This window comes from Chryseobacterium sp. SORGH_AS_0447, from assembly GCF_030818695.1.
Classification (GTDB): Bacteria; Bacteroidota; Bacteroidia; order Flavobacteriales; family Weeksellaceae; genus Chryseobacterium.
In genome coordinates this window covers 1,119,865-1,140,076 of the sequence record NZ_JAUTAR010000001.1, presented here as the reverse complement: position 1 = coordinate 1,140,076, position 20,212 = coordinate 1,119,865, and the positions used below count along the sequence as shown (strand labels likewise).

19 protein-coding genes are annotated in these 20,212 nt (G+C 41.8%); 12 read left to right on the top strand and 7 right to left on the bottom strand.

The window, feature by feature from the left end:
• Positions 1-120: 120 nt before the first annotated feature.
• Entirely contained in the window at positions 121-639 is a 519-nt protein-coding gene (locus tag QE422_RS05360; RefSeq protein ID WP_307455690.1) for a GNAT family N-acetyltransferase, read from the top strand.
• A gap of 21 nt (positions 640-660) precedes the next feature.
• A complete protein-coding gene (locus QE422_RS05355) occupies positions 661-1,260 on the top strand; it encodes a DUF6624 domain-containing protein (protein ID WP_307455688.1) in 600 nt (199 codons plus the stop codon).
• Between the two features lie 34 nt (positions 1,261-1,294).
• On the opposite strand, the gene QE422_RS05350 is transcribed toward QE422_RS05355, so the two are convergent.
• Positions 1,295-1,747 carry an Lrp/AsnC family transcriptional regulator gene (locus QE422_RS05350; RefSeq protein WP_307455686.1) on the bottom strand — a complete coding sequence of 151 codons (453 nt, stop codon included), beginning with the start codon at positions 1,745-1,747 and terminating at the stop codon, positions 1,295-1,297.
• Positions 1,748-1,868: 121 nt separating this feature from the next.
• On the opposite strand from QE422_RS05350, the gene QE422_RS05345 reads away from it, so the two are divergent.
• Together QE422_RS05345 and QE422_RS05340 are read left to right on the top strand one after the other, a co-directional pair.
• Positions 1,869-2,309 (top strand): carboxymuconolactone decarboxylase family protein, encoded by a 441-nt coding sequence (locus tag QE422_RS05345; RefSeq protein ID WP_307455684.1) that lies wholly within the window; start codon positions 1,869-1,871, stop codon positions 2,307-2,309.
• Between the two features lie 134 nt (positions 2,310-2,443).
• Positions 2,444-3,451, top strand: coding sequence for a T9SS type A sorting domain-containing protein (locus tag QE422_RS05340; RefSeq protein WP_307455682.1), 1,008 nt, complete (start codon positions 2,444-2,446; stop codon positions 3,449-3,451).
• A gap of 94 nt (positions 3,452-3,545) precedes the next feature.
• Here QE422_RS05340 and QE422_RS05335 read toward each other — a convergent pair whose 3' ends face one another.
• Positions 3,546-5,630, bottom strand: a complete 2,085-nt coding sequence (locus tag QE422_RS05335; protein ID WP_307455680.1) for a TonB-dependent receptor domain-containing protein — start codon at positions 5,628-5,630, stop codon at positions 3,546-3,548.
• 191 nt (positions 5,631-5,821) lie between these two features.
• Here QE422_RS05335 and QE422_RS05330 point away from each other — a divergent pair, with 191 nt between their 5' ends.
• Together QE422_RS05330 and QE422_RS05325 are read left to right on the top strand one after the other, a co-directional pair.
• Positions 5,822-6,574 (top strand): DUF3575 domain-containing protein, encoded by a 753-nt coding sequence (locus QE422_RS05330; RefSeq protein WP_307455679.1) that lies wholly within the window; start codon positions 5,822-5,824, stop codon positions 6,572-6,574.
• 90 nt (positions 6,575-6,664) lie between these two features.
• Positions 6,665-7,957, top strand: a complete 1,293-nt coding sequence (locus QE422_RS05325) for an MFS transporter (RefSeq protein ID WP_307455677.1) — start codon at positions 6,665-6,667, stop codon at positions 7,955-7,957.
• A 57-nt stretch (positions 7,958-8,014) separates the two neighbouring features.
• On the opposite strand, the gene QE422_RS05320 is transcribed toward QE422_RS05325, so the two are convergent.
• On the bottom strand, positions 8,015-8,227 hold the full coding sequence (locus tag QE422_RS05320) for a hypothetical protein (protein ID WP_072955399.1): 213 nt from the start codon (positions 8,225-8,227) through the stop codon (positions 8,015-8,017).
• A gap of 615 nt (positions 8,228-8,842) precedes the next feature.
• Here QE422_RS05320 and QE422_RS05315 point away from each other — a divergent pair.
• A complete protein-coding gene (locus tag QE422_RS05315) occupies positions 8,843-9,541 on the top strand; it encodes a CPBP family intramembrane glutamic endopeptidase (RefSeq protein WP_307455674.1) in 699 nt (232 codons plus the stop codon).
• A 51-nt stretch (positions 9,542-9,592) separates the two neighbouring features.
• Here the strand turns inward: QE422_RS05315 and QE422_RS05310 are convergent, their stop codons facing one another.
• From QE422_RS05310 to truA, 3 genes are all read right to left on the bottom strand, one after another.
• Positions 9,593-11,353, bottom strand: coding sequence for an ABC transporter ATP-binding protein (locus QE422_RS05310; RefSeq protein WP_307455672.1), 1,761 nt, complete (start codon positions 11,351-11,353; stop codon positions 9,593-9,595).
• A gap of 243 nt (positions 11,354-11,596) precedes the next feature.
• Positions 11,597-11,938 carry a hypothetical protein gene (locus QE422_RS05305; protein WP_307455671.1) on the bottom strand — a complete coding sequence of 114 codons (342 nt, stop codon included), beginning with the start codon at positions 11,936-11,938 and terminating at the stop codon, positions 11,597-11,599.
• Between the two features lie 102 nt (positions 11,939-12,040).
• On the bottom strand, positions 12,041-12,775 hold the full coding sequence (truA, locus tag QE422_RS05300; protein ID WP_307455669.1) for a tRNA pseudouridine(38-40) synthase TruA: 735 nt from the start codon (positions 12,773-12,775) through the stop codon (positions 12,041-12,043).
• Positions 12,776-12,905: 130 nt separating this feature from the next.
• On the opposite strand from truA, the gene lpxK reads away from it, so the two are divergent.
• From lpxK to QE422_RS05275, 5 genes are all read left to right on the top strand, one after another.
• Positions 12,906-13,931, top strand: coding sequence for a tetraacyldisaccharide 4'-kinase (gene lpxK / locus QE422_RS05295; protein ID WP_307455667.1), 1,026 nt, complete (start codon positions 12,906-12,908; stop codon positions 13,929-13,931).
• Positions 13,915-14,730, top strand: coding sequence for a purine-nucleoside phosphorylase (locus QE422_RS05290; RefSeq protein WP_307455665.1), 816 nt, complete (start codon positions 13,915-13,917; stop codon positions 14,728-14,730). Before lpxK ends, QE422_RS05290 begins: the two co-directional genes overlap by 17 nt.
• 93 nt (positions 14,731-14,823) lie before the next feature.
• The gene (locus QE422_RS05285; protein WP_307455663.1) at positions 14,824-15,339 is read left to right on the top strand and encodes a thioredoxin family protein; all 516 of its coding nucleotides are present in this window, start codon (positions 14,824-14,826) and stop codon (positions 15,337-15,339) included.
• 92 nt (positions 15,340-15,431) lie between these two features.
• Entirely contained in the window at positions 15,432-16,529 is a 1,098-nt protein-coding gene (dinB, locus tag QE422_RS05280; protein WP_307455661.1) for a DNA polymerase IV, read from the top strand.
• Between the two features lie 44 nt (positions 16,530-16,573).
• Positions 16,574-18,049, top strand: a complete 1,476-nt coding sequence (locus tag QE422_RS05275) for an alpha-amylase (protein ID WP_307455659.1) — start codon at positions 16,574-16,576, stop codon at positions 18,047-18,049.
• Between the two features lie 296 nt (positions 18,050-18,345).
• Here QE422_RS05275 and QE422_RS05270 read toward each other — a convergent pair whose 3' ends face one another.
• Positions 18,346-19,674, bottom strand: coding sequence for a carboxylesterase family protein (locus QE422_RS05270; RefSeq protein ID WP_307455657.1), 1,329 nt, complete (start codon positions 19,672-19,674; stop codon positions 18,346-18,348).
• Between the last annotated feature and the right edge of the window lie 538 nt (positions 19,675-20,212).

The following is a 20,212-nucleotide window of genomic DNA, read 5'->3' as shown; positions in this document are numbered from 1 at the left end:
AATATTTGCTTGAAGCCAGATAATAAAAAGAGAAAACCTTGAAAAAAGATCCGGCAGAAATTTAGTTTATCGTTAAATAGCAAGACACTGAGATTTCCTACATTTGTTTTAGAGAAACCTATGGAAAAAGAATTCAGACTGAGACCCTGGAAAAAGGAAGACCTCAGCAGCCTAGTAAAATATGCAGACAACCGAAGCATTGCCCAAAACATGACCGATATGTTTCCGCATCCTTATTCGGAGGCTGACGGATTAGCTTTTATTGAATTTGCGGCCCAGTCTGCTCCTGCTCATATTTTTGCTATTGAAGTTGACGGCGAAGCGGCAGGCGGGATCGGCATTCATCCCCAACACGATATTCACCGTAAAAATGCGGAGCTCGGCTACTGGCTGGGGGAACCTTTCTGGGGAATGGGAATCATCAGCCGGTCCATTCAACAGGCCGTAGACTTTGCCTTTCGGAATTATGATGAAATCGACCGGATTTTTGCCCGCCCGTTCGGAAGCAATACGGCATCGCAGAAAGTATTGGAAAAGAACGGATTTGCCCTGGAAGCACGGTTTGAAAAAACACTGATTAAAAACGGTGAATTACAGGATGAGCTGATCTATGCTCTACGCAGAGAAAACTTCTATTAATTAATACATTATCCTTACCGCATGGATATTAAAAACATAGCCCAAGAAATCATCCGGTTGAAAAATGCCGATCTCGAACTCCGTAACCAGCTGCTCCGAAACGGAGAACTGGGAGCAGGATACAACCAGGAAATGCAGAATCTTCACTATAAAAATGCGGAACAATTAGATGAAATCATGGGTCGTATCGGATACCCTACGATAGAGAAAGTGGGTAAAGAAGCGGCTGAAGCCGCATGGCTGGTTATACAGCATGCCATCGCCAAACCGGATTTCATGAGAAAATGCCTGAAACTATTGGAAGATTCCACTCCCGAAGAAAATGCTGAGAGAATCAATATCGCGTATCTGGCCGACAGGATTGCGGTTTTCGAAGGAAAGCCACAGCTATACGGAACCCAGTTCGACTGGGATGAAAACGGGCAGCTGAGCCCGAATTGTTATGATGATCTGAATAAAGTGAACGAAAGACGAAAATCGCTCGGCCTGAATTCACTGGAAGAGCAAACTGCGATCATCAGAGACCGTGCCCAAAAAGAGAGCCAGCATCCTCCGGAAGATCTGAAAAAGAGAAACGAAGAAATGGAAACCTGGAAAAGATCCGTAGGATGGATCATTTGAAAACTTCCAGCATCCCTCTTCCCTCTTCCAGCCGCTAATTCGACTTTACCTCAACTTTACCTAAAAAAGTCTTTGTTTTAATTTCGGAAAGCTCAATTGCCGTCGTCGGAATTCCATAGGAAATTAGCCGGTCGATCAGCTCCTCCAGATGGCGGCTGTCTTTCAGCACACATTCTGCAATAAGACAGAATTCTCCCGTTACTCTTTTACAGCTGAGGATTTCCGGGAATTTATGCACATCATCAATAAACCTGCGGAATTCGTCATTCTTAAATTTAAGGCTAATGACTACCTTCAGCGGATACCCCAGTTTTTCATAATCCACCTCAACCGTAAATTGCTTTATAATCCCATTCTCGACAAGGTTCTGAACCCGTTCTTTGGTAGCCGATTGGGACAGGGAAATTTTACGGCCGATTTCCGCGTAGCTTAACCGGGAATTTTCACTCAGGATCTGTAAAATCCGGTAATCAAAATCGTCTAACATTATTTTCACTGAAATCTATTAATAAAAGAATTAATTTAATGCAAATCTATCACTTTATCCGTTAAAACCGTTTTTGATCCGGAAGAATATTCCTGAATTTTGTCTCATTAAAACAACAGATATGACAACAATACCTTTTTCTGCAAACGGAACCACCCCTTTTGAAAAACTGCTCGGTCACAATCCGGCAATCCTTATCCACTGGAATAACCTGGAAGAAACCTTATTTACAGAAACAACATTAGACAAGAATATGCTCGAACAGATCCGCAGGGCCATGGCTTTTGAAAACGGCTGCGAATACTGTATGGTAAAAGCAGGCCGGCCCGACTTCGATGCCTCACAGGTAAAAATTTCCATAGCCGTGGCATTTGCCGAGCTTTTTTGCAAAAACCATACATCCGTTTTCCCCGCTCATTTTGATATGCTTCGCGAAAATTTTACCGATTACCAGATTTCAGAACTCTGTGCTTTCATTGCCTTCGTGCAGGCTTCCCAAAAATTAGGTAAAATATTTAATCTTTCTGAAAATGAACAGCCGAATCCTGCCATCAGGCTCTAAAAGCCTAGTCATACAGCGGAAACTTTAAACAAAGCAATTCATTATATTATAAATCACTAGCTTACCGCTAAAAATTCCTAAAATATCTGAGTATGACGGTGCCTTTTTTGCTTATCTTTAAAACAAAAAAATATATGAAACAGTCTTTACTTTTTCTGCTTGCATCAGCAGGTATTTTATCGGCTCAGACCACGATTACTAAAGCATTTAATGATCCTGTTGCCGGTGAAACGGTAGCTTATCTTGGCGTCATCGGAACACCGGATAATTCTGCTACGGGAGCCAATACAACATTCAACAATGGCTCGCTTACATTTGCCGGATCGGCAACGACGGTGTATTCCACTCCTTCTGCCAGTGAGGTTACCACATTTCCTGGATCTACCTTGAAAATGACGGGTACCGGAAATATCGTATTTTATAAACAAAGTGCTTCCAAGCTTGAAATTACAGGATTGACAACTCCGGATGCCACCCTGAATTTATCGGCTAACAACGGGACGTTTATCAGCTACCCTACTCAATATACCACCACAACGGAAACAGATCAGGCACAGGGAACATTTTCATCAACCACCATTAGCGGGCTTTGCAGGGGAACCATCACCATCAATCCTAATGCTTCAGGGACACTGATACTGGGCGCTTCTACTTTTACGAACGTATTAAGGGTAAAATCCGTTCAGGCATTCAACCTCTATTTACCGAATGATACCAATTTCCTTTTGCCGATCGGAAGTATTACCAATACGTCTTATTCCTACTACAGCAGCTCCAGAAAATTCCCGTTGCTGACCACCATTCAGACTATTATTAATGTACCTGTTGCCAACATCAACAACCAGACAACCGACGGGGCACAGGTTCTGAGCGCAGCTGTTCTTGCAACCGGAGAAATAAACGCTAAAAAAGCAGGGCTGCAGATCTATCCGAATCCGGCTCAGGATTTTATCGGGTTTAAAGGACAGACCGGTGAATATTCAACGGCAAAAATTTACAGCGTGGACGGAAAACTTATTAAAACTTCCGATATCCAGTCAGGAAAAGTACAGGTTTCCGACCTTCCTTCCGCTTCTTATTTTATCGAAGTATCCGGGAAAAACAACCAGAAGCCGGAAAAGTCAAAATTCATCAAGAAATAAAATTTTATTGCTGCAGATAAGAACAATCCGCCTGGAAATTCCGGGCGGATTGTTTCTATTTAAATATTAAAGGAAATAAATGGTAGGAACCGTCTTAAAAAGTAGCGGCCGGTGCCGTATAATTGTTCAGCTTCTTATTCAGTTCCGTTTTTTTACCTTTGGAAAAGTCATAGCTGAAGCCAAGTATGAACATGGATCTGTTGTTCATGATACGGTTGACCCGGCTATAATTGACAAGGCTCTCCGGAAGGCTTTTGGTTTTATACTCCGAAGGCATCCCGATCCAGTACATTCCGGCCGTCAACGCCCATTCCTTCTTTTTATAGCTCGCAAAAAAATGGTTTTGATTTTCGTTGGTGCTTAAGAAAGCCCCGTTCAGCGTATAAACAGGAATATTTAGCTGGTATTGCAGGCTGAACGATTTATATTCGGAAGACAACACGAGATTGTTAGCGAGATAATTATTCTTAATCAGGGCGCCGTTACTGGTCCGGATGGTTTCGGTTGCAGGAGTCAGATTTAACTTTGCTACCAAAAAACTGTTCCCGAAAGGCTTGTACGATCCCGACAGCTGAACCCCGAAACGTTGTGCATTTTTTGCATTTTCATAGGTCAGCGCATAGCCGAAATTTTCATCTGCTACATAATACTGGTTAATGATCCGGTCTGTATATTGGTAAAACAGATTGGCATTAAAATCAAAATATTTATTATTAAATGAATAAATAAAATTATTGGCAAATACCTGCTGGGATTTCAGGAACGGATTTCCTTTCTGCACGATATTCGGTGCCATCTGTACGATATTGCTGCTTAAAGCACTGCTCCACGGACTCACCGGTTTATAGCTGCTGGTGAAACGGAGACTCTGGTTATCTTTCAGCTGATACCCCAAAATGACCTTTGGCGTGAAGGCCCACTGAGCGAAAGTATTTTCAGCACTTTTATTATGAATATTCGTCAGTCCGGCACCGATCCGGTAGCTGAATTTTTTTACCTTTCCTGAAAACTCGGTATAAAAATACTGCTCCAGGTAATTGACGCTGTATTCTGAAAATCCGGCAAGGTTCTGAAGATCATTGGAGATCGCCGTATTGGAAATCCGGTATCCCGAAGAAAGCTTCCCTGCTTCAAAAGTATGGACGTGAGCCAACTCCCCGACAATTCCGGTCTGTTTTGTCCGGAGGTTCATGTCATTATCGAAAACGGAAGCTCCTGAAGAAACGATCCATTCTCTTGCAAATTCGGAAGTATTGGTTGTGAAGGTTGATCCTACGACATTTATACTCATTTCATCTTTCTTACCGATATTCTTCGAAAAATAAAGGTCTAATGTCGGAGTAGTATAATTAGATGATCCGTTTTTCAGCATGGCATGCTCTTCCGTAAAGCTGTCTTTGGTAAAAATACTGCCGCCGTTTCCTTTGATAAAGCTGGTAAAAATATCCACATCCATTTTAGCTTGGAAAGCATAATGATCAGGAACCATCCGGGTGTATCGCAATGCCACATTCTGCGAAGTATATCCAAAATGGTCGACTTTATTTTCGTCGGTGCGGTAATGGCTGCCTTCCAGCTGATAGTCGTAAATACTATGCACCTTCCGGTTGTTATAATCCCTGAGGTTAATAGAGTATTCCAGCCCGATGTTATTTTTTCCTTTCGTAAAGTTAGCATATGCCGAACCGTTCATGAAACCAGTATTCAGTGCCGAGCTTACATCCGTCCCGAATACATATCCTGTCTCCGTAGAACGAGTAATTAAATTGACCACCACATCGGCTCTTGTAGCCCATCTCGCGGGAGGAATATCATAGTATTCCACTTTTACCACTTCAGCCGGGGCCACGCTCCTGATCTGCATGTCCGTGGCTTCAATTCCGTTGATTAAAAACAATGTGGTTCCGCCTTTCGTGCTTTTCAACGTATTGGTTATAGGATCCAGCTGCAATTCCGGTAAAGTTTGTATTAAGTCTTTCGCATAACGGGCTTTTTCCATAGCCTCTTTATCAAAAGTATAGACCGCCCTGTCTGTAAATTGCTTTTTGCGCTGGGCTTTTAAAATAACTTCCTGAATTTCGGCCGTCTTGGATGAATTCAAAGTGTCATTTTTTGTATTTTCCTGGGCAAAGACTAAAATCCCACCAAGAAGAAGTACCGAACATAAAACTTTTTTCATTTCTGAATGTTGAATAATATGGAATAAGACATCTGTAACTGATTAAATATTACATCTTCAACTCACTGAATCCAGATAGATGCTTCAAATAGTTTGTAGAGAGAATATTAATTTTACAATATGAATGCACATACTTCACTATTTTTGCCCGTTTTTTGCTTTCAACTCAATAATACTTTAAATATGCAATTATGAAAAAATATCTTCTTTTGTTCCCATGCTTTATGTTCTCGGGAATATCCGCGCAGGAAAGTTCCGCTTCTGAAACCTCGGATAAGATGAACATCGTTAAGACCAACGTTACGGCTTATGCATTCAGAAATATTAACCTTTCCTACGAACGGGCTTTCACCCAGTGGTTTTCAGTAAATATGGGATTTGGGGTGATGCCTGAAGGTAAAGTTCCTTTTATCAATTCTTTTTTGAATGATGAAGATGAAAAAAGGCTTCAGAATCTGGAAGTAAAATCCTTTAATTTCACCATCGAGCCGCGTTTTTATCTCGGCGCAGGATACGGAAAAGGATTTTATATTGCCCCGTATTACCGCTATTCCAAAGTGACTTCCAATACATTTGACTTTTATTATGATTACACCTTCAATGGGGTAACCTATGAAATTCCGTTAAAAGGAAACGGCAGCGCCCACGGAAACAGCGGCGGACTGATGGTCGGTGCACAGTTTTTCCTTACGAGAAGCCGGAATCTGGTGCTGGATTTCTGGATTGCCGGGGCGCACTACGGAAAAGGACAGGGCGATTTTATCCTGACCAGCGATGTGGTTTTAACTCCCGATATGCAGGCAAGGCTGAAAAAAGAAATCGAAGACCTGGATATTCCTTACGTTAATTATACGGTAGAAACCAATTCCAGCGGAGCCAAGGTAAATGTAGATGGCCCTTGGGCAGGATTCCGGACCGGACTGTCTTTAGGGTATCGATTTTAAAATCTTTTTGTTTAAATATTTCAAACCGTTCTTTTTCAGGAACGGTTTTTTTCTGAAAGTTGTATCTTGGCTGCTTATTCGGTAAAATTCATGAATACTGTACAAATCACCACCGCCCAAAGAATCAAAGCCATTGTTGGCGGATCGATCGGGAATCTCGTAGAATGGTATGACTGGTATGCTTATGCTGCCTTTGCCATTTATTTTTCACATTCTTTTTTTCCCGATTCGGATATGACCGCCCAGCTGCTCAATACGGCAGGGATCTTTGCGGTCGGTTTCCTGATGCGGCCCGTGGGAGGATGGCTTTTCGGAAGTATTGCCGACAGGATCGGGAGAAAAAAAGCCATGACGCTTTCGGTTTTGCTGATGTCTTTCGGATCTTTATTAATTGCGCTTACTCCTACTTACCAAACAATTGGTGTCCTGGCTCCTCTCCTCCTGCTGCTCGCGAGACTGCTGCAGGGATTAAGCGTCGGCGGAGAATATGGGGTATCGGCAACGTACCTCAGCGAGATGGCCACTTCGGACCGCCGGGGATTTTATTCAAGCTTCCAGTATGTAACGCTGATCGGCGGACAGCTGATTGCCTTGGGAATTCAATTGATTTTGCAGAAATTTTTGCTTACTGAAAACCAGCTTGAAAGCTGGGGCTGGAGAATTCCGTTTGTAATCGGCGCACTCCTTTCTGTTATCGCCCTGTATTTGCGGAGTAATCTTCATGAAACCGAAGCTTTTGAAAACAAAAAGGATTTGGGCGAAAAGAAAAAAGGGACGATCACAGAACTGCTGAAGCACCCAAAAGCACTGATCACGGTAGTCGGGCTAACACTGGGCGGAACACTGGCGTTTTACACCTATACTACCTATATGCAGAAATTCCTGGTAAACACCGTTCATCTTACCAAAGAAGAATCAACTTTAATCTCTTTTATCTCGCTTTTTATTTTTGCCTGTCTGCAGCCTGTTTTCGGTGCTTTGTCTGATAAGATTGGCAGAAGGCCGTTGCTGATGTCTTTCGGCATTCTGGGAACGGTTTTCACTTACCCGCTGCTGAATGCATTAAGCCATACAACCTCCATGTGGGCTGCTTTTTTCCTGATTATGTCGGCATTAATTATTGTGAGCGGTTATACCTCGATCAATGCCGTCGTAAAGGCAGAGCTTTTTCCTTCCGAAGTAAGAGCGCTGGGAGTAGGTCTTCCGTATGCCCTGACGGTTGCCATTTTCGGAGGAACGGCAGAGTATATCGCTTTATGGTTTAAGAAAGAAAATACAGAACATTATTTCTATTGGTACATTACAGCCTGTATCTTCTTTTCTTTCATCGTTTACATCAGGATGAAGGATACGAAAAAAACATCTGCTCTGGATAAAGATTAGAAGGATCTGCGGAGATAAAAAAATTCGCGGCCCGGTTTCCCGGGCCGCGATTCTATTTTAATGGTAGGCTTGCTTAAATTTTGCCAGAATATTGTCCAGATTATGTCGCTGAACATACACGCTCTTCACATCTTCATACCGTGGCGACTTGTAAAAGACTTCGTGGAAATCCATACTGCCATTTCCAACCTTCACCACTTTCTGTACTTCGATATTCAACTTTCTCAATTCGTCTTTAAAAACCTGAAATTCGTCTTGGATATTTTTCATCTATTTTGGATATTTTAATTAAAAAGTACTTATTTACATCAAACACCCTACCAAAGTTTAGGGGTACCGTTTAAATTTTAAATAAAGTTATCAATTATTTTAATATAAACCCAATATTTTGATAAAAATTATTCATTTTAATTACAACAAATAAAATGATTTTGTAAAATCCATGCGTTTTAAATATATTTCATAGCTCAAAATTATACTGTATTACTGATAACAGTGCTTTTCAGATGCCCGTTGTCTGTTACTTTTGCGGTAGTGTTTAATTTTTTTATAGCTACTGACAACATCGGTATCGTATTCCGGAATGTTCTAGAAACGTCAATACTGGTTACTTTAAAATGTTTTCCAGAGAGAGGTAAAAGATTATTTCTTCAATTAGAAAAAAGATTGTAACAATTTGCTTTTCTTTAAAACCTATTGGTAAAAATTTCCGTGAATTACTTTCTTCGATTGAAAAAAGATGCTGCCGGTCTGTGGCATTTTATAAAGAAGCCGGACGATGTCCAAATCCGTATTAATTCTAAAAACAGATTTTTTCTGATTTTTAACCTTTTGATCATTGAAATTTTATTACACTTTATTATTGTATTCCCCTGCAATTACCTAGTGGAGAATTTTATAACCGTTCAGGAAGCCTATCCTTTAGACAGTCTTACTTTATTAAATCTGTTTTTGCTGGCAGTCGTTGCAGCACCGTTGCTAGAGGAACTTCTTTTCAGGTATTCGCTGAGGTATCACCAGCTGTTTTACCGTTTTATCAGTCGGGAAAAATGGAACAGAATTTTTCCGTACCTGGTATATATTTCCACGGTGGCTTTCGGCTTTGTTCATCTGGATAATTATGTAAATGATTCATGGAAATTCTATGCTTTATCCCCGTTGATCATCATTTCTCAATTATCGGGCGGATTTATTCTAAGTTATATCCGTATACGACTGAATATTCTATACAGCTTGCTGTATCATGCTGTGTGGAATCTGCTGTTTGCCATAATTGTTCCATCTGTTATCCTTTTTTGTACCCCACCTTTTACCGCTCATACTTCTCGTTATAGCATCCGTACCGAGCAGAAAGCTTTCCTTCTTCCCGGCGATGCAGTAAGTCTTGAAGCAAATATTCAAAATGATACAATTTACAGCTTAAAAGCGGATCATTACCGGCTTCAGTATCTGCTGGATTACCTTTATGGCACAGATCAGCGGATTACGGATGAAGGTGTGGTAAATATCCGCTTCTCTTCAAGAAAAGGAATTTCTAAAGATGAATTTTTAGACATCCTCAAAAAAAATTATAACATTAAATAAAAAATGAGGGTTAAAATCTATGCTGATTTTAACCCTTTTTATTCATAACAATTATTTACCGCTTTCCTCTTCCTCCAGCTCGATTTCATGTCTCAGCTGGGCTTTATATAAGGTGGCGTAATATCCGTTTTTATCCAGAAGCTCAAGGTGTTTTCCTTCTTCTACGATCTTTCCGTGTTCCATCACAATAATTTTATCTGCTTTTTCGATGGTGGAAAGACGGTGGGCAATAATAATGGAGGTCCTGTTTTTCGTAATTTTCTCTGTAGCCCGCTGGATTAATTTTTCACTTTCATGGTCAATGGACGATGTTGCTTCATCCAGGATTAGAATTTTAGGATCAGACAAATAGGCTCTCAAGAATGACAGCAGCTGCCTCTGGCCTAAGGAAATCGACGAACCTCTCTCGCTAACCACATAATCGTATCCGCCGGGAAGCTGATCGATAAACTGATCGACTTCAATTTCCCTGGCTCCCGCTTTTATTTTATCCAGCGTTATGCTCTCGTCACCGAATGACAGGTTTTCGAAAATACTCCCGTGGAACAGGAATACATCCTGCAATACAACTCCGATATGGCTTCTCAGGTTATAAAGTTCATAATCCTTCAGATCCACATCGTCAATAAGGATATTTCCCGAATTGATATCATACAATCTTGTAATCAGGCTGATGATCGTCGATTTTCCGGCTCCGGTAGCCCCTACAATAGCAACGGTTTCCCCGGGATTTACCTTGAAATCGATTCCCTTCAATACCTCCTGCTTTTCGTCATAGGCAAAATGAACATTTTTAAATTCAATTTTCCCGTCAAAATGATCTTTCTGAACTTTCCCTTCATTTGGCATGGCATTATCTTCATCCATTAAGCCCAATACCCTTTCTGCACCTACGATACCCCGCTGGATGTTGTTGAAACGGTCGGCAATCTGGCGTAATGGACGGATCAGCATAGAAATATACTGAATAAAAGCGATCACGACTCCCGCACTGATCGTAATATACCCTCCGTAAAAAAGAATAAATCCGATAAACAACGAGGAAATCAATTCTACTACCGGGAAAAACAATGAGAAGATAAAAACCGTTCTCAGCAAAGCGCTTTTGAGTGTAATGTTGATGTCATCAAACTTTTTGAATTCGGCTTCCTGCCGGTTGAATACCTGAATGATCGGCATCCCTGCCAGCCTTTCCTGTACAAACGAGTTTTGGTTGGAAGTCCAGTTTCTTTCGTCCCCGAAAGCCTTTTTCAGCCGCTTCTGAAAAAATCTTGTGATGACGACCATCAAAGGCAGAATAGCCAATGTAATATAGCTCAGGTGAACATTCGTGCTGAACATCATCACCAGAACGAATACGATTCTGAGGACATCTCCGAAAACCATCAGGAATCCGTCGGTGTAGACCGTGGCTATGGTTTCCACATCTCCCACCGCTCTTGTTACCAGCTGCCCGATGGGGGTTTTATCAAAAAATGAAGTTTTAAAATAAATCAGCTTATTGTACAGCCTTTCCCTGATATCCCGGATTACATTCTGCGAAATAAAATTGGAGAAATAAACGAGGAAAAAGTTGAGCACCGTTTCTGCACATACAAGACCTACCAAAAGATAGATATGCTTCATCATCAGGGCTTTGTCTTTCAGCCTGGTGATGTCGTTATCCACCACTTCCATGGTAAGGTAAGGCCGGTACGTAGAGACCATGGCAAGTATAACGGAGATGATTAAAGTAAGGATGAACCATGAGCGGAACTTCATTCCGATAAAGAACAGCCGCTTTACGATCCCCCAGGTATCTTGTTTTTTCATTGTACGAATTGAAGAAAAGAATCAAATAAAATTCTATGCAAAAATAAGACTTTCTAAATTGTCAGGCTTTACATCCTTATGAATTCGTGATGAAAATTTGTGATGAGTATTATTTAAGGAATAGATAACCATCAGATAAATAGGCTGGAAGAGGGAGGCTGGAAGCTGGAAGTTCTTCATCCCTATCAGAATCGGGGACCAATACTTCATAGAAGTACTAAAGTCACCGGATCCAAAAGTATCTTACAGTTCTTTTTTTCCGATTTCTTCGATTTCCAATGCCGGCTTTTTCAGACTTTCCTTCCGGAATTTATCTTCCAGGATTTTATAAAACCCCCAGACTGCGACTAAGGAAATAAGCCAGCCCACCAGGTTTAACGCGGAAAATCCCATATAGTTGTTGTCATCCAGAGAAGCTGGATCTGTAATGCCTTTGTAGATGCCGTAAGAAAATGCGAAAACAAACTGGGTTCCCAGGTAAATTCCCAAAGCCAGAAGGCCGTAATGCCATTTTGTTTTTCCGAATCGTCCTGCAAGACCTGCGTAGTAACGGTAAGCGGCAATAATAATTAAAATTCCGATCATGGTATTAGTTTTTGTGTTAAATAAGGACTTCAAAGATAGTGATTTTCACGTTCCTCCGAGAAAGTCAAGGCAGATTTTAACGGACCAGGGTTCAGGTTAATTTTACTCAAATTCGTATCCTACATCCACCAAGTACAGCCCATGCGCCGGCGCAGAAGTTCCTGCCGAATTCCGGTGTTTATCTTCAATGACTTTCCGCATGTCTTCGGGCTTCAGCCTTCCGGCACCCACTTCTACCATGGTTCCTACAATAGCCCTTACCATATTCCGTAAAAAGCGGTTGGCAGAAACGGTAAATTTCAGCTCGCTTCCGTTCTGCTCCCATTCCGCTTTATAGATTTTACAGAGATTGGTTTTGTTATCGGTATGGAGTTTGGCAAAGCTGGTGAAATCTTCATACTCGAATAAAATTTTACAGGCCTCATTCATTTTATCAATATCCAGCGGTTTTCTCCAGTGCTGCCACGCCGCTTCCTCGGTAAACGGATTTTTTTCCAGCGAAATATAATATTCATACGTCCTGAAAGTGGCATCGAACCGGGCATGGAAATCATCCCGTACCTGAAAAATCCTTTTGATGGAAATATCAGCCGGAAGGAAACTGTTCAGCTTCCTCGTAAGATCCTGATCCAATGTTTTTTCCGTATCGAAATGGGCGAAAATCTTTTTAGCGTGAACGCCGGTATCGGTTCTCCCTGCTCCTGTTGTTTTGATTTTTTCCCTTAAAATGGTGGAAAGTGCCTTTTCCAGTTCTTCCTGAACGGAAATGGCATTCGGCTGGATCTGGTAACCGAAATACTTCTTGCCGTTGTAGGAAAATTCAATAAAATACCTCAATGTAATAAAAATAACTCTACAAAAGTAGTCTAATTTAATGATAATCAAGACCGGATTTTTTAAAATAAATATTGAAAAGTCACTACCATATTCATCCGAATCCATGCGAAATTTCCTATTTTTGCAAGGTATGAAAAGATGGTACCTCTATCCTTTTTCCTTAGGTTATCATTTGGTGACGGGTGTCCGAAACACAATGTATGATCTGGGAATTTTTAAATCTACGAAATTCAAAACGCCGATCATCTGTGTCGGAAACCTTTCCGTGGGCGGAAGCGGAAAATCGCCGATGGTGATGTACCTTGCCCAGTTTTTATCCAAACACTACCGGACGGGCGTGCTTTCCCGCGGTTATGGCCGGCTGACGAAAGGCTATGCGGTGACCAACTACGAAAGCAACTATAAAACGGTAGGCGACGAAGCTATGCAGCTGTTTGAGCGGTTCAAAAACCGTTTTGTGATCGCTGTTTCAGAAGAAAGGGTTCCCGGAGCGAAAAAAGTGATCGATGATATGGACCTTGATGTCCTGGTACTGGACGATGCGATGCAGCACCGCGCCATCAAACCCGGCTTCAACATCCTGATGACGGATTTTAATGATCCGTATTTTAAAGACCACCTTCTTCCCGGCGGTGATCTGAGGGAATCGAGAGCCGGTTCCAAAAGGGCAGACATCATCATGGTAAGCAAGTGTCCGGACGAGCTTACGGAGGAAACCAAGCAGTACTACATTTCCAGGATCCGGCCGGACCGCACCCAGAAAGTATTCTTCTCATCCATTGGATACGACGAAAACGTCTACGGAAAAGAGAAAATGCTTCCCGATAACAACCTGAATTATTACGATATCCTTTTAATCACAGGAATTGCCAACCCGAAACCTCTGCTTACCCATCTGGCTAAATTTTCGCAGCGGGTAAAGCACCTGAAGTTCCGGGACCACCATAATTTTACGGAGGCGGACATTAAAAATATCGTTGCCGAATATAAAAAGCTGGGTGAATATAAATTAATCTTAACCACTGAAAAAGACTACGTGCGTCTTAAAAGTTTTGACTATCTTCGAGATATTGTTTACTACTGGCCGATCAATGTCATTATTGATAAAAAGGAAGAATTCAACCAAATCATCTTAGATTATGTTAGAAAAAATTAAGCAGACCGCCGAGTTTATCAAAAGCAGGATTAAAGATACGCCTGATTTTGCCATCGTTCTCGGTTCAGGATTGGGAAAACTACAGGATGAAGTGGAAGCCATCGACGTGCTGGAATATCCCGAGATTCCGAATTTTCCGCAGACCACCGTGGCCGGCCACGGCGGCAAACTAATTTTCGGAATGCTGGAAGGTAAGAAGGTCCTGATGATGAGCGGCCGTTTCCATTATTACGAAGGCCATTCCATCGAAGCAGTGGTTTTTCCTGTCAGGGTCTTTCATTTACTTGGAATTCAAAATATGATTCTTTCCAATGCTTCCGGCGGCGTTAACCCAAATTTTAAAGTCGGCGACATCGCGATTGTGAAAGACCATATCAACATGATGCCAGAACATCCGCTTCGGGGCAAAAATATCGATGCTTTCGGACCCCGTTTCGTCGATATGAGCGAACCTTACAGCAAAAAAATGATTTCTGTGGCGGAACAGGCTGCCGCTGAAAATTCCATCCGGATCCATAAAGGCGTTTATGTTGCCCTGCAGGGTCCTACCTTCGAAACCCCGGCAGAATACGGCATGATCAAAGCCATCGGTGGTGATATGGTGGGCATGAGTACCGTTCCGGAAGTCATTGTCGCCAAACACATGGGAATGGATGTTTTCTGTATTTCCGTGATCACTGATCTTGGCGGACCGGATATTTCTTTTTCCGTTTCCCATGAAGAAGTGTTGAATGCGGCCAACAAAGCCATGCCAAATGTGATTACCGTGGTGAAGGGCTTACTTAAAAACTATCAATAGAAATCCTCAATCTTACCCATGCTTACTATGTTGGAAAATCCGTTTCCGGATTTCGTTGCATTGTCTAGATTTGTACAATTAATTTTTTTAAATATGAAAAAGCTGTTATTAGTAGTGATGATGGGAATTTTCGGACTAAGCTGTTCCCAGCAGACTCCGAAGGTCCTGAAAACAGGCTTTTCCAAAGAAGCACTCGCTCAGAAACTGGAAAATGAAGAAGGAAAAACAGTAACCGTCCAACAGATCCTGGATCAGCATAAAGGAAAAATCCTGGTAATCGATTTCTGGGCCGGGTGGTGCAGAGACTGCCTGAATGCACTCCCGAAGGCTAAAGAATTGGAAGAGAACAATAAAAATATAGATTTTGTATTTCTTTCATTAGACCGTTCGAAAGAAGGTTTTGAAAGAAGCCTGGAAAGATTTGATATGAAAGGCAAGGAAAATTACTGGTTTTCTTCCGGCTGGAAAAACGATTTCAACAATTATGTGGACCTCAACTGGATTCCAAGATATATGGTGATCGACCAGAAATCCGCTATTGCCAAGTATTACGCCATCACTCCGGATGACCCGGAAATTCAGGCAACCATCAACAGGCTTTTGAAATAAAGTCACGATAAAAAATAAAGCTAAGGTATATTTAAGCTTGAATTAAAAAACCTTGAACTTTAAACTCTAACAGGAATCCATATCTTTGCGGTATGGATTTTCCTTTTCCCCTCCGCAAAATAATTCATGTTGACATGGACGCATTTTATGCTTCCGTAGAGCAGCATGACAATCCTGCACTGAAAGGAAAAGCTATCGCTGTCGGTGGTCAGCACCGCGGTGTGGTTGCAGCAGCCAGCTATGAAGCAAGAAAATTCGGGGTACGTTCTGCTATGCCCAGTAAGACGGCCAAGCAGAAATGTCCCGATCTTATTTTTGTGCCGCCACGCTTTCCGCGGTATAAAGAGGTATCCAGGCAGATCAGGGAAATTTTCTATGAATATACCGATTTGGTAGAACCGCTGTCGCTGGATGAAGCGTACCTTGACGTTACGGAGAACAAAAAAGGAATGGAATCTGCCAATTTAATTGCCAAAGAAATCCGCCGGAAAATTTTTGAGAAAACCGGACTTACCGCTTCTGCCGGGATTTCCGTAAATAAATTTCTAGCAAAAGTCGCCTCGGACATTAATAAGCCGAACGGGCAGAAAACCATTCATCCGGACCATATCGAAAGTTTCCTGGAAGAACTGCCCGTTGAAAAATTTTATGGGGTCGGAAAAGTAACGGCCAATAAAATGTTCAGTCTGGGGATTTACAAAGGAAAAGATTTAAAAAAGAGATCCATTGAAGATTTAACGAGACTATTCGGAAAATCGGGATCGCATTATTACCATGTGGTCCGCGGGATCCACACTTCAGAGGTGAAGCCGCACCGCATCCAGAAGAGCGTGGCGGTAGAAAGGACATTTTCCGAAGACCTTTTTGAAGAACAGCAGGTGAACGAGAAGCTCGAAAGCCTGAGTGAAGAGCTGCACAGCCGGTTACAGAAGAACAACATCCTGGGCAGAACATTAACGCTGAAAATTAAATACAAAGATTTTTCCTTATACACCCGGAGCATTACTCAGGAAGATTATTTTTCACTCCCGGAACAATACCTGAAAACCGGTAAAAAATTATGGGAGCTGCGGCCTTTCGATAAGCCTGTACGGCTGTTGGGGTTGTCTCTTTCCCATCTGAATACGGAAGAAAAAAAGCAGGTTTCTGTACAGCTTAAAATTCCTTTTGAAGAATTTGGCAACCGATAATCCGTTTTTTTTCACTAAATTGTAGTAACCAAATTTACAATTTTATGAATGAAACGATGATTCAGTACTTCCATTGGTATTCGGAAGGAGATGGAAAACTGTGGAAACAGGCACAGGAAAACGCAAAATATTTAGCCGACCTCGGCATCACATCAGTCTGGTTTCCACCGGCATACAAAGCGGCAGGCGGAAAAGATTCTATCGGGTACGACACCTATGACCTCTTCGACCTCGGAGAATTTGACCAGAAAGGCACTGTAGCCACCAAATACGGCACCAAGGATGAATACATCAGTGCGATCAACACCTTAAAGGAACACAACATCAAAACGATTGTCGATATCGTCCTGAACCACAAAGGCGGCGGCGATGAACTGGAGACTTTTAAAGTCGTAAAAGTTGACGAAAACGACCGTGAAAAAATTATTTCCGACGAATTCGAGATCCAGTCGTACACCAAATTCACTTTTCCCGGAAGAAACAAAAAATATTCTGATTTTGAATGGAACTTTACCTGCTTCACCGGCGTAGATTATGCCGAAGGAATGGATTCGCACATCTATAAGATCAAATCCGAGTACGGCGACGACTGGGAAGAAATGATCGATGATGAAAAGGGAAACTACGATTACCTGATGTTCAACGATATCGAGCACCGGAACCCTTTTGTTCGCGAAGAACTGAATAAATGGGGAAAATGGTACTTTGACCAGACCGATTTCTACGGTGTACGATTGGATGCCGTAAAACACATTTCTTATACATTCTATAAAGAGTGGCTTACAATGCTCCGTTCCAATACCGGACAGAATATTTTTGCGGTTGGAGAATACTGGGCGCCGGGCCGTCTGCCACTGCTGCGAAAATATATTGCGGCGACCGAAGGCTGCATGAGCTTATTCGACAGCTCGCTCCACCATAATTTCCATAACGCCTCAAAAGAAGGCGGTTCTTATGATCTCCGCAGGATTTTTGATGAAACCTTAACACAGGAAGATCCTTTGCATTCGGTAACCCTGGTGGATAATCACGACACCCAGCCATTGCAGGATCTGGAAGCCCCGGTGGAAGAATGGTTCAAGCCGTTGGCTTACGCTTTAATTCTTTTAAGAATAGATGGCTATCCGTGTATTTTTTATCCTGACCTGTACGGCGCTCATTACGTAGACAAAGATAAAGAAGGCAACGACCAGGAAATATTCCTGAATAAAGTAGATGGCATCGAAGAACTGCTGAAAGCCAGAAAAGACCATGCTTACGGTGAACAGAGGGATTATTTTGAGGATGCTAATTGCTTAGGATGGGTGCGCTTAGGTGATGAAGAACATTCCGGCTGTGCGGTGGTGCTGAGTAATAAAGATGCTTATGAAAAGCCGATGGAAATGGGCGAAAGATACATCGGAAAAACTTTCTACGACGCATTGGGAAGATCCGAAGATAAAGTAACCATCGATGAAAACGGCTGGGGAAATTTCCCTGTGCCTGCCGGTAACGTCAGCGTATGGCTGGAAGAACAATAAAAGATTAATAGGCTGGAAGAAGGATGTCGGAAGCTGGGAGTTTTTCCTGCCGAGCGCCTTAAAGTCTCAATCAATATTCTCTGTTAATGGGTAAAACGAATCTTTTAAAATCTAGAATTATTAAAAATCGTTTTTTCGTATTAACTCATTGAAATAAAATTAAATATAGTCGAATTTATTTATAACTTGACTCTATTGTCGCTCCGGAGGATTTTCAGTTTCGATTTGCATTTCAGCAAGTTAGATCTGATTTCCTGCGGAGCGATCTTTTTTAAACCGCTTGCGGATTTTTTAGACTAAACTTTTCGGAGTTCAAGGATTTCCGGCCGTTCTGAATGACCGGATATTTTCCCGGTTGCAGCAAACTCAGCCCAAAGAGCCCGGAGCTTTCTCCCGTTTTCCTGAATATACTTCCAAGGAACTTCTTTGAGCAATTCCGAATCTTTCCAAGCTTCTTCATTTTCAAAAATCAACGGAAGATCGACACAATGCGACGCGCCGATATAATTTCTTTTTAAAGTGGATTTAATGGTAAACCGATAGACATTTCCTCCGCCATCCGCGTAATTCCTGGCAAAAATGTCAGCAGGTTTTTTATAAATGGATTCCGTGGTTTTGCGGACGATGCTGTTGAGAATTCTGTTATGGAGATAAGTATACAGTCCTTCCTGCGCGGTCTTCACATAAAAAGCAGTTTCATCCTGATTGGATCCGATCAGCACATCATATTTTTTTGCATTTTTCTTCCATTGGGAAAGGCTTTCCTCTTCCGTACATAACGGGGCAAAACCATATTGCGTACAGAAAGGCATAGCGGTTTTTAAACCGTACTTCCGGAATGAAGGCAGGAAATTCACATATTGATCCACCATTTTTAAAGGATCTTCCCAATTTTTTAAAAATTCGGTCCTGCGAAAAAACTCCAGCGACATTTTCTGTCTTTTGAGTCTGAAACCGAGCGGTGCGCTGTGAATAATGGCTCTCCGGAACAATCGGTCCACACCTTCGGAGATCATCAGATGGGCAATCGCATCACCTCCCGAAGACTGCCCGAACAGGGTAACATTTTCAGGATCTCCTCCAAAACTCAGGATGTTTTTTCCGATCCAACGCAAAGATTCAATGATATCAAACAAACCTAAATTGGCAGGCCGTTCTTCACTCCCGCCCAGGAAACCAAACAGCCCAAGACGGTACGAAACGGAAACGACAATCATCTGCTGTTCCTTAACCCAAACTGCAGGATCGGAAGTCGGCAGATCTCCGCAGCCTATTTCATAAGATCCGCCGTGGATCCAGACAATAACGGGCAGCTTTTCGTTTTCAGTAAAATTTTCCGGACGGGTAATGGTCAGGAACTGCGGCGATTCATTAGGCTGAAACTGTTCCACCTCCGTTTTCTGGATTAGTCTTTCCAGCAGCGGGCTGATGTGCTGCGGACAGACCGGTGTCTTGGACGGAATTTCATGCAATTCTCCGGCATCCACAGCTGTGGGCATTTTATATCTTTCGGAACGAGCATAGCGGATGCTTTTTGCTCTGAGAACTCCATTGTCGTGTATTGCAGAGATCTTTCCTGAGGGCGTATGAAAAGTATGAATTGTTTTATGCTGGTGTGTGGTCATTCCGAAAAAAAATTATAGCATTTTAAATATAATGATTTTTTGCTAATGGATTTTTATTTGGCTTAAAAATGGGCTGAACGATTTAATACATAAATCATATAAAATGAAGAGGCTTTGAAAATATTTTAGAGCATATAAAGAGGAAACCTTCGAAAAGATTCGCTGATTCATTCGCTCTATGTAAAAAATAGCGAAGGTAGAATCAAAGATTTGCGTTGAATTATTCAGACTTTCTATTCCTTTGTCTTTCTGAAAGAACCTAAACGCGAATCTTTCCATCCTATTTTCTAATACTATGTTTAGATTCCTCCGGAATGACAAATAGGATGTTTAAATTTAAAAGCCAGATAATCCAGATACGGTACAAATTATGCGCTATCATCTGTGAAAATCTGTGCCATCCGTGGGAGATTCTTTCTTACTTCATACAAATTAAGGTAAAGCTTTCATGCTTATCGCTAGTGCCGTGTTTAGATCCCTATGGGATGACAATAGGACGTTAAATCATAAGGCTTATAATAAAAATATTATTTAACCC